Here is a 14,619-nt window from a genome sequence, read left to right as displayed (position 1 = left end):
CGTGGGAGTGGCACGATGACCGATTCCGTCTACGACATCACCGTCCCCGGGGACGAGCCCGTCGCCGGGTGGCACCCAGGACGCCCGGGCGCCGAGGTCGGTGGCCGCCGTGCAGCACGACTCGCTGCGGCAGCCGAGCAGTCCACGGCACCGGCCGCGGAGGCGCGGGTGGCGCCCGCCTCGGCCGCTGCGGTCTACGACCTCTCGAGCGACACCACCGCGTGGCCGGCTCCGACCGCGCAGTCACCGGTCGGCACGGCGCCCGCGGCAGCGTGGCCCGCGCCGAGCGGCGACCCGGTCGCCGTGCCCGTCGCGCAGCCGCAGGCTGCGCCCGCGACGCCGTCCGCAGCCGTCCCGTCGTCGACCGCGTCCTACGGGTACGCCGACGCCGTGACCCAGCACCTGCCGGTCGTCCCCGCGGAACCGACCACGATCCTCCAGTCCGTCCCCGCCGCCACCCACGCGCCGGCGCCCGTCGGACACGACGAGATCAACTTCACCCGGCACGCTCGTGAGGTCGCCGACCCCGACCTCATCACCGCGCTCGCGCAGGTGGTCTACCAGGGCGCGTCCGACCTGCACCTCACCGCCGACGCCGCACCGACCGTCCGTGTGGACGGATCGCTCCGGCCCGCCGTCCCCGGCGGGCCCTGGGCACGCAACAAGGTGATCGCGGCCCTGAAGACCCTGCTCTCCGTGGAACAGGCCGGACAGTTCGACCACGAGCAGGAACTCGACTTCGCGTACTCGCTGTCGCCGGAGTACCGGTTCCGCGTGAACTACTACCAGCAGCGCGGCAACTGGGGCGCGGCGTTCCGCATCATCCCCACCAAGATCAAGACCCTCAAGCAGCTCGGCATCCCGGCCCACGTCGGCGAGTTCGCGAAGCTCCCGCGCGGGCTCGTGCTCGTCACCGGCCCCACCGGCTCCGGCAAGTCCACCACCCTCGCCGCCCTCATCGACCTCGTCAACGAGACCCGTGCCGACCACATCGTGACGGTCGAGGACCCGATCGAGTTCATGCACGACCACAAGAAGGCGATCATCAACCAGCGCGAGGTCGGTGCCGACACCCACTCCTTCGCCGCCGCGCTCAAGCACGTGCTGCGGCAGGACCCCGACGTCATCCTGATCGGCGAGCTCCGTGACCTCGAGACCATCTCCGTCGCGCTGACCGCCGCCGAGACCGGCCACCTCGTGTTCGCCACCCTGCACACGCAGAGCGCACCGGGCACGATCGACCGTGTCATCGACGTGTTCCCGCCGCACCAGCAGGGGCAGATCCGGACGCAGCTCGCCAGCACGCTCGAAGGTGTCGTCTGCCAGACGCTCGTGCCGAAGGCGAACGGTTCCGGTCGGGTCGTCGCGACCGAGATCATGAAGACCACGCCGGCGATCGCGAACCTCGTGCGCGAGGGCAAGACGTACCAGATCACCTCCGCGATGCAGGCCGGCCGCGACGCCGGCATGCACACGATGGACCAGGACCTCGCCGAACTCGTGAACGTCGGAACCGTCACGCGCGCTGCGGCGATGGAGAAGGTGCACGACATCGAGGGCTTCGACCGGCTCGTGCAGCGGGTCGAGTCGCCGTCCGACTCGTCGGCCGCCGCCATCGCCGCGTCCGAGATCGACTTCGGCGACAAGTACTCAGGAGGTCACTGATGTCCCTCGCCTACGACTACCGGGGGCGTGACGGCGCGGGCAAGCTCGTCAAGGGCAAGCTGGACGCTGCTTCCGAGGGAGCCGCAGTGGCGCGCCTGCGGACGATGGGCATCTCGCCGATCTCGCTGCAGGAGGCACTCCCCGGCACCGGCCTCCAGAAGGAGATCCGCATCCCGGGGTTCGAGAAGGGCGTCAAGCTCAAGGACCTCGCGATCATGGCCCGCCAGGGTGCGACGATGCTCAGCTCGGGACTCTCCTTGCTCAGGACGCTCTCGATCCTCGCTGACCAGACGCAGGCACCGAAGCTGCGCGAGATCCTCGAGAAGGTCCGTGACGACGTCGAACGCGGCGTTGCGTTCTCCGACGCGGTGGCGAAGTACCCCGTGGAGTTCCCACCCATCATGATCAACATGATCCGCGCCGGCGAGACGGGCGGGTTCCTCGATCAAGCCATGGCGTCGATCGCGACGAACTTCGAGAAGGAGCACAAGCTCAAGACGACGATCAAGTCCGCCATGACCTACCCGATGGTGGTCCTGATCATGTCGCTCCTCAGCGTCGTGATCATGCTGGTCTTCATCGTCCCGATCTTCCAGAAGATGTTCGAGGGACTCGGTGGCAAGCTCCCCTTGCCCACCCAGATGCTCGTGTACCTCTCCCACGCGATGATCTACGTCGGTCCGGTGCTCGCGGTGGCCATCGTCGCGTACACGCTGTGGTGGCGTGCCAAGAAGAACACCGATGCCGTCCGATCGTTCTTCGATCCGATCAAACTGCGGCTCCCCGTCTTCGGGCAGCTCAACAAGAAGATCGTGATCGCACGGTTCTCGCGGAACTTTTCCAACATGATCGGCGCTGGCGTACCAATTCTCCAGGCATTGAAGATCACGGGCGAAGTGTCCGGGAACATCGTCGTCCAGCATGCACTGGAACGCGTCGGGGAATCCGTGCGAAAAGGCAGTTCAATTGCTGAACCACTCGCGCAGGAACCCGTTTTCCCGACAATGGTCTCGCAAATGGTCGCGGTCGGCGAGGACGCTGGCTCGATGGAAATCATGCTCGAGAAGATCGCCGAGTTCTACGACGAAGAGGTGACTGCCACGACGGAGTCGCTCACCTCGCTCATCGAGCCGCTGCTCATCGCCTTCCTGGGCGTGGTCGTGGGTGGCATGATCATCGCGCTCTACATGCCGATCTTCCAGATCTCGTCGGTGATCCAGCACTCCGGCTGATCCGAATTCACTTGGCAACCCCCTGACCGGGGGTGCTGCGACGGCAACGTGCCCCCGGTAATGGGGGCATTTTGCTGTACCGATCACCCCCGTTCTCGGGATTATGCCCAGAATCCGCCCTCCTTACAGTTGTCACCGGCGGCAGAGCACAGCCCCGCAAGAATTCCCGATCACATTCCGAACGAATGGAACAATCATGTACTTCGCTCTCATGGGCAAGCTGGACGCTCGCCGCAAGGGGCTGCTGGAGCAGGACGAAAAGGGCTTCACCCTGATCGAGCTCCTGGTGGTCGTCATCATCATCGGCATCCTCGCGGCGATCGCGATCCCGGTGTACCTGGGCATCCAGTCGAGCTCGAAGGACGCCGGCGTGAAGTCGGACCTGACGAACGCGAAGACCGCGGTCATCGCGTACTACACGGACAACCCCTCGACCACCACAGCAGTGACTCTGGGCGCCACGCTCAGCAAGTACGGCTACCCGGCGAACCTGACCAAGCCGATCGCGTACTCCGGGACGCCGACTGCTGGTGGCGCGTTCTGCCTCACTGCTGACGCCCCGAGCGGTGACTCGAAGAAGTTCTACGTCACCGACTCAAGTTCGGTCGTCGGCCCGGTCGCTGCCACCGACAAGCCGGGTGGCTGCTGAGCTGCGCTGATCTGACCGAGAGAGGGCGAGTCGACCACTTTTCGACTCGCCCTCTCACCGTACGAAACGACACGTGAGGGAGCGATGATGATAGCCGTTCGCGGGGCGCTGCAGCGCGTCCGCCGGTCCGACGAGGGACTGAGCCTCGTCGAGGTCCTCATCGCACTCCTCATCTTCACCGTCATCATCATGGGCGCGATCGCGTCGACGACCCTCGTGCTCCGCATGACGGCGGACAACCGGGGTCGGGTCGAGGCAGCGAACCTCGCCCAGCAGTACATCGACGTGGCGCGGGTCGACGGGCAGAACGACCTCAACGGCCTGTCGAACAAGACCTACCCGACCATCACGGTCGACAACGTGCCGTTCACTGTGACCCGGACGGTCTCGTGGATCACCACGAACGGCACCGACACCGGGTGCACCGTGAGCGCGACGTCCGGGAACGGCTCGCTGCTCTTCCGGCGCGTGAACATCCGCGTCAGCTGGTCGGGGCAGTCGTCTGCGACGAAGAACATCGCGGCGGACACGATCCTGTCCCCGACCAGCAAGATCAACGACCCGACCCTCGGGACGGTCCTCATCTCGGTCAAGTCGATCAACGGCGGTGGGACGGGGAACGTGACGGCGACCCTCGCGCCGGACAGCTCGGTCGCCGGCAACACGGCGCAGGTGCTCGACGCGGACAGTCAGCCGGACGCGACGAACGCGGACGGCTGCACCGTCGCGAACAAGGTCTACCCCGGGACCTACACGGTCACGCTGAGCCCGCCCTCGGGGCAGTACCGCGACCAGAACCAGGCGGCGAACCCGGTCAAGTCGGTCACCGTCGCGGCCGGCGACTCCGGCGGGACCGCGTTCACGTACGACCCGGCGTGGGACTTCCAGAACCAGTACGCGTCCGGTGTGACGGCAGTGCTGCCGACGAACCTCACGACGTCCTACGTCAGCACGCTCGGGGTGTACCAGACCGCCGCGCCCGTGAGCGACCAGTACCTGAGCCCGACCGCGGCCGGGTACTCCGTGTACGCGGGCAAGTACGCCCCCGACGGCACGCCGGGAGGCTCCTGCCTCTCGACGGACCCCACAGCGTGGCCGACGAGTTCCGGTGGCCGCACCGGGAAGGCACCGGCGCCGGTCGTCCCGCCCGCGGGCACCACGAGCGCGACCCCCACCGTGCCGCTGGGAGCGGTGGCGATCAACGTGAAGGCGGCGACCACGACCATCCGCGCGACCACGACGACCGTCGCGAACGGGGATCCCGGGTGCGCGGCGGGCATGACCTACACCTTCACCCGCACGGCGACTGCGAAGGACGGCTCGATGACCATCGCGCTGCCGTGGGGGACGTGGGCGATCACGCAGAGCTCCAACGCGATCAACTTCAACCCGATCTCCGTCGGCACCCTGGTCGGCTCCCTCATCGGCACGCTGTTCCCCGGAACGGGGAACGTCGTGACGCTCGATCCTCGGTCCGCATGATGACGGCCGCGATGACCCGGTTGACGGAACGGCTCCGTCAGGACGACCGCGGGCTGAGCCTGCCCGAACTCCTCGTGACGATCATGATCTTCGCCATCGTGCTCGCCGTCGTGTCCGGCACCTTCGTGACGATGACCCGGGCCACCACCTTCGCGAACGCGACGGACACGAACGCCCGGTCGGCGTCGACCGCCATGAACGAGATGACGCGTCTGCTGCACGCAACCATGAACAACCCGCAGCAGAACGCGGCGGACGCACCGGCCTTCTCCGTCGCGAAGACGGAGTCGATGACGTTCACGACAGCCGTCGACCTCACCGGGTCGGCACCGATCGCGAACAGCGGGCCGGATCCCCGCCCGGAGCAGGTGACCCTCGCGCTCGACACGTCGCGGCGCCTCGTCGAGACGATCATCGCCGGCCAGCCCGTGGTGAGCGGATCCGCCTACTACAAGTTCTCCGGCACGCCGAGCACGCGGACGCTCGCACCGGCAGTCTCCACCACACCGTCCGGCCAGAATGCGCTGTTCGTGTACTACGACGCATCGAACACCGCCCTCGTCCCGGACGCGACCGGCGCCCTCAGCGCTGCCCAGATGAAGTCGATCGTGTCCGTCGGCGTCACACTGCGGCTGTCGAACAACGGGTCGGTCGCGGACAACAGCGTCACCCTCAGCAACCAAGTCGGACTCCCGAACCTCCTCTCCACGGGAACGGTGGCATCATGATCTGGCTCCGGCGCCGACTCGACCTCGCGCGGACCTCGGACGACCGAGGCCTGGCGATGGTGATCGCGCTCATCTTCGGCATGGTGATCGTGGCCTTCGTCGCCACCTCGCTGTCAGTCGCGACGTCTGGCCGGGTGAAGGCGAACGCTGACCAGAACTTCAATGCCGCGCTGAGCGCTGCCTACGCGGGCATCGCCGACTACCAAGCGCGCCTGTCGAACGACAACACCTACTTCCAGTACGGGAACCCGGCGTCCACGTACAGCACAGGAAGCACTGTGACGCTCCCGACCGCGGCGAAGACGAACCCGGCGTTCGGCGTCGGTGCGAGCGGCTCCTGGGCCAAGGTGCCGGTCACCGCTCCCGACACGCCGACCTCGTACTACCGCTACGAGGTCAACACGTCGCAGTACCCGTCGACCGGCACGATCAAGGTGCGCGCAACGGGCATGGTGGGCAACGCCGTCCGGTCCGTCGTCGCATCCATCCGGCAGCAGGGCTTCATCGACTTCCTCTACTTCACCGACCTCGAGATCCAGGACCCGCAGATCTCGGGCGATGACGCGACGACGTGCACGAAGTACGCCTACCAGGGGCGTCCGACGAGCGGTTGCGACGAGATCGCCTTCGGTGGTGGCGACGTCATCGACGGACCGGCGCACTCGAACGACACCATGCGCATCTGCGACGCGAAGTTCACGCAGACGCCGACGTCGTCCTACGCGCCGACCGGAGGTGCGCTGCGGTACACGGCGAAGAACTCGTTGAACAGCTCCTGCACCGGCCAGGTCTTCCCCACCGGCGTGAACCAGCCGGCGTTCGCGTCGTCGATCGGGATGCCCGCGACGAACTCGCAGCAGCTCCAGGAGACCCGGTCCGACCTCCCGACGACGGTTCCGCGGCCCGGGTGTCTCTACACCGGGCCGACGGACATCGTGTTCAACGCGGACGGGACGATGACGGTGAAGTCGCCGGCGACGAAGTACACGAACACGACCGGCGACGGTGCCACGGGTGGCTCGAACCCGTCGCAGTGCGGGCAGCCCGGAAACTCGTCGGGACAGCTCGGGTCAGCGGGCGGCGCGACGTTCCCGGTGCCCGCCAACAACATCGTCTACGTCCAGAACGTGCCGTCCGACTCGTCGAACAAGAACACCACGTCCAGCGGGTCGCTCCCGAGCAGCTGTACGAACAACCGCGTGGGGTACCCACTGTCTGGGGAGACGACGCCGAGCCTCGGATCGGCGCCGTGCGCCTACGGTTCGCGGAACGGCGACGCTTTCGTCAAGGGTGACTTCCACGGGCAGCTGACCATCGCCGCGCAGAACTACCTCTACGTGACCGGGGACCTCAAGTACGTCGACTCCAGCGCCGACATCCTCGGACTCACCGCGACCAACGCCGTGTGGGTCTACAACCCGTACGGGAGCGCGACGTACTCCTGTGGCTTCCTCGGGCTCGGGACGTGCACCAGGTCGGGCGCCATGCTGAGCGACACCGACCGGGAGATCGACGCAGCGATCATCTCCGCGGCGCACACGTTCCAGGTGCAGAACTACAACCGGGGCGGATCGCGCGGCACCCTCACCGTGAAGGGCGCGATCGCGCAGCGGTTCCGCGGCATCGTGTCCTCCGGCAGCAACGGGTACGTCAAGGACTACAAGTACGACGCACGACTGAAGTACACCGCTCCGCCGAAGTTCCTCAGTCCTGTCACGACCACCTACGGCGTCACGACGGTGGGCGAGGTCAAGGCGGCGTTCAAGACCGACGGGAGCGTGAACTCGTGACCGACGTCGCCTCGCTCTCGTTCCTCGCGGGCTTCAGCGGTCTGATCGGCGTGCTCGTCGGTTCGTTCCTGAACGTCGTGATCCACCGCGTGCCGGCGGGTCTGTCCGTGGTCCGACCGCGGAGCAGCTGCCCGAACTGCGGCAGCGCGATCCGGTCGTTCGACAACGTGCCGGTCGTCTCGTGGCTGCTGCTCGGTGGCCGGTGTCGGGACTGCCGGACCCCGATCTCGCCGAGGTACCCCCTCGTCGAGCTCGCCACCGGTCTGCTCTTCGCCGTCGTGGCCCTGTGGACCGTGTCCGGTCGCCAGTCGATGCCGGCTGCGGACAGTGCTTCGATCCTGCTCGTGCTGGCCTTCCTCTACCTCATGGCGATCAGCGTCGCGCTGACGATGATCGACCTGGACACGCACCGCCTGCCGAACGCTGTCGTGCTGCCGGCCTACCCGGTCATGCTCACGCTCCTCGCGGCAGCGAGCGCGCTCAGCGGCGACTGGGGCGCGCTCCTCCGCGGGGTGTCGGGGATGTTCGCCCTCGCCGCCGTGTACCTCCTGCTCGCGCTGGCGGTGCCCGGAGGCATGGGCTTCGGGGACGTCAAGCTGGCCGGCGTCATCGGTCTGGCGCTCGCGTACCTCGGTTGGGGACCCCTCGCAGTGGGTTCTTTCGGTGCGTTCCTGCTCGGCGGTAGCTTCGCCATCGTCCTCGTCGTCACCCGCCGAGCGGGCCGCCGGAGCGGGATCCCGTTCGGACCTTGGATGGTGGGCGGCGCATGGATCGGCATCTTCTTCGGCGCGGGCATCTGGAACAGCTACCTCGCCCTCATCGGCCTCGCTTGAGGCACGGACGGAACAGGCATCATGGGAAAGAACATCGTCGGCCTCGACATCACGGCGCGGTCCATCCGCGCCGTCGAGGTCGCTGACGCCGACAAGGCCCGTCCGGTCGTCGTCCGCTTCGCCGAGGTCCCCACCCCGGACGAGTCCGTGTCGCGAGGCGAGGTCCTCGAGCCGAACACCGTCGCTGGTGCGATCAAGCAGCTCTGGTCGTTCGGGAAGTTCCGCTCGCGCGACGTCGTGCTCGGCATGGGCAACCAACGCGTCCTCTCCCGCGACCTCACGGTGCCTCGTGCTCCGCTCGCCCAGGTCCGGGAGTCTCTGCCGTTCCAGGTCCAGGACATGCTCCCGGTGCCGGTCGGCGACGCGATCCTCGACTTCTACCCGACGTCCGAAGGCGTCCAGGACGGTGCACCCGTCCTCCACGGCCTCCTGGTCGCGGCCGTGAAGGACGCAGTCCTGAACAACGTCAAGGCCGTGCAGCTCGCGGGGCTCAACCCCGCCGGCGTCGACCTCATCCCCTTCGCGCTCAGCCGGGTCCTGGGGACCCGCTCCGCCGGCGCAGGGACGATCTCGGTCGTGGACCTCGGGGCGGAGACGACCTCGGTGGTGATCCTCTCGGACGGGATCCCACAGTTCGTGCGCATCATCCCGACCGGTGGGAACGACGTGACGAAGGCCCTCTCGTCGAAGCTCGAGATCTCGGTCGACGAGGCCGAGATGGTCAAGCAGCACCTCGGGCTCGGCGCAGCCGCGCAGACGCCGGACGACCACCGTGCCGCCGCCGCTGTGCGCGAGTCGGTCGAGGAGCTCTACACGAGTCTCCGGAACACGGTGAACTACTTCGTGAACACGCACCCGGACCGACCGGTGCGTGAGATCGTGCTCGCCGGTGGCGGCGCGCACCTCAGCGGCCTGGCGACCGGCCTGGCCAACGCTGTGCGCGTGCCGGTCTCGATCGCCTCGGCCTTCGACGGCGTGTCCCGTACGAAGTCCATCAGCGCTGCGGACATCGCGAACCGAGGCTCGTCCATCACGGTCGCGTACGGACTCGCAGTGGGCAGGAGAGCAGCATGAGCGGCGCGGAGACCGAGGTCACGAACGGACGCCGACGAGCGCTGTTCGGCGGCGTCGGGGCGACGAAGAAGGCAGCGGCTCGACCGCCCGCCGCCGGACGAGCCGGCCGCGTCCCCACGAAGAGCGACCAGCGGAGCGCCCCGATCGTCGGCTACGAGCCCCGGGTGGACCTCCTGCCCGGCGAAGTCCACGTCGACCGGAAGCAGCGCGCCGTCGTGCGGCGCGCGTGGTTGGTCGTGGTCCTCGTGGCCCTCGTCGCAGTGCTCGGCACGGGAGCCGCCTACAAGACCTCGATCGAGGCCGCTTCGGACCTCAGCGCGACGCAGGACCAGACGGTCGGGCTGCTCAAGCAGGAGCAGAGCTTCGCCGAGGTCAAGCAGGTCCAGGCGCAGGCCGCCCTGATCGAAGCGGGTCGAGAGGTGGGCGGATCCACGGAGATCGACTGGGGAACGACCCTGGAACGCATCCAGGCCTCGCTGCCGGCAGGCGTGACCATCACCGGCGTGCAGATCGACAGCGCGACCCCCCTGCAGTCGTTCATGCAGGCGACCGCTCCGCTCCAGGGCGCCCGCGTGGCGACCGTGACCGTCACCGCGTCGAGCACCGAACTGCCCACGATCCCCGTCTGGATCACATCCCTCGCGAAGGTGCCCGGGTTCGTCGACGCGAACGCCAACTCCGTGACCCTCGGTGCTGACGAGACGGGCGGCTACACGACGAACCTCACCATCCACCTGAACACCGATGCGTACGACGGCAAGTACGCAGCCAAGAAGGAGAACTGACGTGTCGCGCAACCGTCTCCTGCTGCTCGTCGCGGTCATGTCCAGCGTGCTCGTCGCGCTCGGTGGCCTGTTCCTCGGTGTCCAGCCGCAGCTCGCGAGCGCGCACAGCAGCGACGAGCAGCGTGCGACCGCTGAGGCGAACAACGCGACCGCGCAGCGCCGCATCGCCCAGCTGCGGGAGGAGAACGAGTCGCTCCCACAGCAGAAGGCCCAGCTCGCGGTGCTCGAGGGATCGATCCCGTCGTCGTTGGACCAGTCGGCCTTCTACAAGGAGCTCTACGACTTCGCCGGGGCGAGCGGGGTGACCATCTCGTCCCTGACGACTTCGGACGCGCAGGCGTACACGCCCCCGCAGAGCGCCACGGAGAGCACGTCGTCGTCGAGCCCGTCCGCCACTGCGACGCCGAGCCCGTCGGCGAGCCCGAGCACGCCGTCTGCACCGGCAGCGAGGACGAACCCAGCGATCACGAGCGCGAACTTCTCGGCGGTGCCGGTCTCGGTCGGCGTGAAGGGCTCGTTCGAGCAGGCGATCACGTACATGAAGGCGGTGCAGAACGGGAAGCGCCTGTTCCTCGTCTCGTCGATCGTGTCGTCCTCCTCGTCCTCCACCGGCTCCGACACCGGAACCACCGCCGGGCCGACGACATGGACGCTGAGTGGCTTCATCTACGTGCTGCAGGACGTGTCCGCGACGCAGGCGGAGCAATCGGCCTCGAAGGGCTGACGACTCCCTCCCGAACGGGGCGCACCGCGCCACGCCGCCCCCACTTCCCCGGCACCCGCCGGTGTGCCTACGATGCTCACGAGCCCGCACCCGCGGCAGCTCGTCCCCCTCTCGAACGGCCGGCGAAACCGGCCGTTCTCGTCGTGCCCGGAGTCGCGCGTGTTGTCTGGAATCGTGGAGTTCCTCGGCTGGATCGGAGCCGTGACCGTCCTCGCTGGTTACCTGCTCTTCTCGATGGGCAAGCTCCCGAACGGCCCGCTGTACCAGCTCTTCAACCTCGTCGGCGGCCTGGCCGTCGCGATCAACGTCGCAGCGCACCACGCGATCCCGTCGACCATCGTGAACGGCATCTGGGCAATCGTCGCGGTGGTCGTGCTCGTCCGGATGGCGAAGGCCCGTCGGGCCGAGCGACGGGGCGGCCCGGCGACGGTGCAGCCGGTGCTCCACACCGAGCCGGCGGCGACCACGGCGGTCCTCCCGGTGATCGGTCCAGCACTGCGCGACCACGAGCCGGAGCCGACCGGGCCGGAGGCGACCGAACAGTCGGACGCAGCCCCGCGCCTCCAGTCGGTCTCCGGTGCACCCACGGCGGCCGCTCCGATGACCGAGTCCATCCCGGTGATCACCGCGACCATCGCCCTCGCACTGGTGGCGGCAGCCCGAGAGCAGGCCGACCAGGCGAGCCAAGCCGACCCGGCGACCCATGCCGACCAGGCGAGCCACGCGGGCCAGGCCGACCAGGCGACCCACGCCGACCAGCCGCACCACGCCGACTCGACCCCCGCCTGAGCGCCCAGCGATACGATCACCGCATGTCCCGGTGGTTGATCGCGACGATGACGTCGATCCTCTTCATCGCGCTCGTCATCGCCGTGACGGGCTTCGAGGCCCTGCTCGCCGACGTCGAGGTCATCTCCCAGCCCGACGCGACCCCCTACCTGGGCCCCGCGATGGTGCTCGGCGGAGCGGTCGTCGTGTTCCTCGCGACCGCAGTCGGCGCCCGCGAGGGCAACCCCGGCGTCACGGGCCTCGTCGCCGCGGCGACCGCCTACCTGGTGATGCTCGGCGTGGGGTCGGTCGGCTACAGCCTGGTCCGCTCCGACCTGACGGAGCTCGTGGTGTTCCCGGCCGGGTACGCGCTCGGTCCGTTCGTGGTGGGCTCGGTGGTCGTCGCACTGCTCTGCGTGGTCGGCGGGATCGCGGCGGCGCGGCACCAGGCGAAGTCTCCACAGGTGCCGTCCGCACCCGGCGACGACGGTGTCCGGCGGTAGTGTTTCCGGGAGCACCACAGGACGACGGGGGACCGATGACCGAGCAGCACCAGGCCGACGGGTGGGGGTCCGTCCCCGACGTCGACTCGATCAGCGGGGAGCGCGGGGCTCCCGCGACGACGGGCGCCGCGGCACCGGCGGCTCCGCGGAAGAAGCTCCGCCGCGGCGCCCTCGTCGGGATCATCGCGGGCGGTGCGGCGGTCGTGCTGCTGCTCGTCGCGGGCGTGGTCGGGTACTCGGTCGGGACGGCCTCGCACTCCGCCGACCGCCCGGTGCGCGCGTTCCTCGACGACCTGACGGCCGGACGCGTCGACGCAGCCTTGGAGTCCGCCGGCATCGACCACGACAAGGACGACGTGCTGCTGACGGACGCCGCGTACGCCAAGGCGACCAGCCGGGTCACGGGGTACCGCATCGCGGCCACCCGCGACGACGGCGACACCGCGACGGTGACGGCGTACCTGCGCCAGGGCGGGCGCGACGTCTCCTCGACGTTCACGCTCGACAAGACGGGCACCGACTGGGGCGTGTTCCCGGTGTGGGAGCTCGAGGCACCCCGACTCGGTGCGGTCGACGTCAGCGTGCGCGGTCCGGCCGGCGCGACGGTGGAGGTCGGCGGGCAGTCGACGACCACCTCGAAGGACGGCACGGTCACGCTCACGGCGCTCCCCGGCACGTACGACGTCGCGGTGGACGGCGGCAAGTGGTACTCGGCGGACGCGACGACGGCGACGGTGGCCGGGTTCGGCGGCTCGGCCTCGAGCCCGGTGTCGATGACGACGAAGCTCACCGCCGCGGGGGAGCAGTCCGCGAAGGGCGCGGTGGACGCGTGGGTGGACGGCTGCATCGCGTCGACCGACGCCGAGCCGGCGGGCTGCAGCTTCTACGCCTACGGGCAGGACTCCTCGTACACCTACACGAACCAGAAGTGGACGCTCGACGCCCGCCCCTCGGTCGCGGTGGGCGACTGGCTGTCGAACGGCTGGCTGGTCACGACGACGACGCCCGGCAGCGCGACCTTCACGGCCGACATCTCCGGACCAGGCGGCGTCGGGACGGCCTCGGCCGGTCCGATCAACGTCAACGCGAGCGGGTACGTCACCGGGTTCACCGACGCGGGCGCGCAGTTCCGCTCAGCGGTCGGCAACGGCTCCTCGGACACCGGTTCCTGACCCGGCTCGCGTCCGCACCGGTACGGTCCACGGCCGGTCTGGAGGCGCGGCGCGGCTCCGCAGGACTGGCCCGGCGGTGCGCCCCGCGCCGAACGCGACCACCCACCGGGCGCGTGTTCGCCCAGGGCGGTCGGCACGCGCCTCCAGGGCGACGCGCCCGGATTGATTTCGCCGTGTGACGCAGGTAGTCTCTTCCGGGTGTGCGCCCTCGTGCGCGCCCGAAAGAGCCGGTCCGACCGACGGTCGACCGGCCTCCATCCCCCACTCACCACTCGCCGTCAGGCGGTGATCAGCGTGGGATGAGGAAGCCGGCGGTCCGCGTCGGCCAGAGAACACGAGCAGGACCAGGAGAACAGTTGCCTACTATTCAGCAGCTCGTTCGCAAGGGTCGTTCGCCGAAGGTCACCAAGACCAAGGCGCCCGCCCTGAAGGCGAACCCCCAGCAGCGTGGTGTGTGCACCCGCGTCTACACCACCACCCCGAAGAAGCCGAACTCCGCCCTGCGCAAGGTCGCTCGTGTGAAGCTCTCGAACGGTACCGAGGTCACGGCCTACATCCCCGGTGAGGGCCACAACCTCCAGGAGCACTCGATGGTGCTCGTGCGCGGCGGTCGTGTGAAGGACCTCCCCGGTGTCCGCTACAAGATCATCCGCGGCGCGCTCGACACGCAGGCCGTGAAGAACCGTAAGCAGGCGCGTAGCCGCTACGGCGCGAAGAAGGGTTGAGCCAATGCCTCGTAAGGGTCCCGCCCCCAAGCGTCCCGTCGTCGCAGACCCGGTCTACGGCGCGCCGATCGTCTCCCAGCTCGTGAACAAGATCCTGCTGGACGGCAAGAAGGGCCTCGCCGAGCGCATCGTCTACGACGCACTCGAAGGCGTTTCCGCCAAGAACCAGCAGGACGCCGTCGCGACGCTCAAGAAGGCGCTCGACAACGTCCGTCCGACCCTCGAGGTCCGCAGCCGCCGCGTCGGTGGCTCGACCTACCAGGTCCCGGTCGAGGTCAAGCCGCACCGCGCGAACACCCTCGCGCTCCGCTGGCTGACCTCGTACGCCAAGGCCCGTCGCGAGAAGACGATGACCGAGCGTCTCATGAACGAGATCCTCGACGCGTCGAACGGTCTCGGCGCCGCGGTCAAGCGCCGTGAAGACACGCACAAGATGGCCGAGTCGAACAAGGCCTTCGCCCACTACCGCTGGTAGTCCCGGCACCGTCC

General features: G+C 68.7%; 15 protein-coding genes. All 15 read left to right on the top strand.

Annotated features, from left to right (window positions below; all coding sequences use genetic code 11):
• Nucleotides 1-15 precede the first annotated feature (15 nt).
• Nucleotides 16-1,665 (top strand): type IV pilus twitching motility protein PilT, encoded by a 1,650-nt coding sequence (locus tag FS825_RS05680; RefSeq protein WP_144711499.1) that lies wholly within the window; start codon nucleotides 16-18, stop codon nucleotides 1,663-1,665.
• Nucleotides 1,665-2,897, top strand: coding sequence for a type II secretion system F family protein (locus FS825_RS05675; RefSeq protein ID WP_144711498.1), 1,233 nt, complete (start codon nucleotides 1,665-1,667; stop codon nucleotides 2,895-2,897). The genes FS825_RS05680 and FS825_RS05675 overlap by 1 nt, the downstream gene beginning before the upstream one ends.
• A 196-nt stretch (nucleotides 2,898-3,093) precedes the next feature.
• Nucleotides 3,094-3,546, top strand: coding sequence for a type II secretion system protein (locus FS825_RS19070; RefSeq protein ID WP_144711497.1), 453 nt, complete (start codon nucleotides 3,094-3,096; stop codon nucleotides 3,544-3,546).
• An 87-nt stretch (nucleotides 3,547-3,633) separates the two neighbouring features.
• On the top strand, nucleotides 3,634-5,028 hold the full coding sequence (locus FS825_RS05665) for a prepilin-type N-terminal cleavage/methylation domain-containing protein (RefSeq protein WP_186377088.1): 1,395 nt from the start codon (nucleotides 3,634-3,636) through the stop codon (nucleotides 5,026-5,028).
• 11 nt (nucleotides 5,029-5,039) lie between these two features.
• Complete coding sequence (locus FS825_RS05660) at nucleotides 5,040-5,756, top strand: PulJ/GspJ family protein (protein ID WP_186377087.1); 717 nt, start codon at nucleotides 5,040-5,042, stop codon at nucleotides 5,754-5,756.
• Nucleotides 5,753-7,546, top strand: coding sequence for a hypothetical protein (locus FS825_RS05655; protein ID WP_144711494.1), 1,794 nt, complete (start codon nucleotides 5,753-5,755; stop codon nucleotides 7,544-7,546). Before FS825_RS05660 ends, FS825_RS05655 begins: the two co-directional genes overlap by 4 nt.
• Nucleotides 7,543-8,379, top strand: coding sequence for a prepilin peptidase (locus tag FS825_RS05650; RefSeq protein ID WP_144711493.1), 837 nt, complete (start codon nucleotides 7,543-7,545; stop codon nucleotides 8,377-8,379). The genes FS825_RS05655 and FS825_RS05650 overlap by 4 nt, the downstream gene beginning before the upstream one ends.
• 21 nt (nucleotides 8,380-8,400) lie before the next feature.
• On the top strand, nucleotides 8,401-9,453 hold the full coding sequence (gene pilM / locus FS825_RS05645; RefSeq protein WP_144711492.1) for a type IV pilus assembly protein PilM: 1,053 nt from the start codon (nucleotides 8,401-8,403) through the stop codon (nucleotides 9,451-9,453).
• Nucleotides 9,450-10,238, top strand: coding sequence for a hypothetical protein (locus FS825_RS05640; RefSeq protein ID WP_144711491.1), 789 nt, complete (start codon nucleotides 9,450-9,452; stop codon nucleotides 10,236-10,238). Before pilM ends, FS825_RS05640 begins: the two co-directional genes overlap by 4 nt.
• A 1-nt stretch (nucleotide 10,239) precedes the next feature.
• The gene (locus tag FS825_RS05635) at nucleotides 10,240-10,962 is read left to right on the top strand and encodes a hypothetical protein (RefSeq protein WP_144711490.1); all 723 of its coding nucleotides are present in this window, start codon (nucleotides 10,240-10,242) and stop codon (nucleotides 10,960-10,962) included.
• A 159-nt stretch (nucleotides 10,963-11,121) separates the two neighbouring features.
• Nucleotides 11,122-11,751 carry a CBU_0592 family membrane protein gene (locus FS825_RS05630; RefSeq protein ID WP_222126892.1) on the top strand — a complete coding sequence of 210 codons (630 nt, stop codon included), beginning with the start codon at nucleotides 11,122-11,124 and terminating at the stop codon, nucleotides 11,749-11,751.
• Between the two features lie 23 nt (nucleotides 11,752-11,774).
• Nucleotides 11,775-12,233 carry a DUF6121 family protein gene (locus FS825_RS05625; protein ID WP_144711488.1) on the top strand — a complete coding sequence of 153 codons (459 nt, stop codon included), beginning with the start codon at nucleotides 11,775-11,777 and terminating at the stop codon, nucleotides 12,231-12,233.
• A 35-nt stretch (nucleotides 12,234-12,268) separates the two neighbouring features.
• Complete coding sequence (locus tag FS825_RS05620) at nucleotides 12,269-13,405, top strand: hypothetical protein (RefSeq protein WP_144711487.1); 1,137 nt, start codon at nucleotides 12,269-12,271, stop codon at nucleotides 13,403-13,405.
• A gap of 356 nt (nucleotides 13,406-13,761) precedes the next feature.
• Nucleotides 13,762-14,130, top strand: coding sequence for a 30S ribosomal protein S12 (rpsL, locus tag FS825_RS05615; protein ID WP_071292552.1), 369 nt, complete (start codon nucleotides 13,762-13,764; stop codon nucleotides 14,128-14,130).
• Nucleotides 14,131-14,134: 4 nt separating this feature from the next.
• Nucleotides 14,135-14,605, top strand: a complete 471-nt coding sequence (gene rpsG, locus FS825_RS05610) for a 30S ribosomal protein S7 (RefSeq protein ID WP_058728452.1) — start codon at nucleotides 14,135-14,137, stop codon at nucleotides 14,603-14,605.
• The last annotated feature ends 14 nt before the right edge of the window (nucleotides 14,606-14,619 follow it).

This window comes from Curtobacterium pusillum (assembly GCF_007680845.1).
Taxonomy (GTDB): Bacteria; Actinomycetota; Actinomycetes; order Actinomycetales; family Microbacteriaceae; genus Curtobacterium; species Curtobacterium pusillum_B.
The sequence above is the reverse complement of the archived record's forward strand: the minus strand, read 5'-3'. Positions and strand labels throughout refer to the sequence as shown.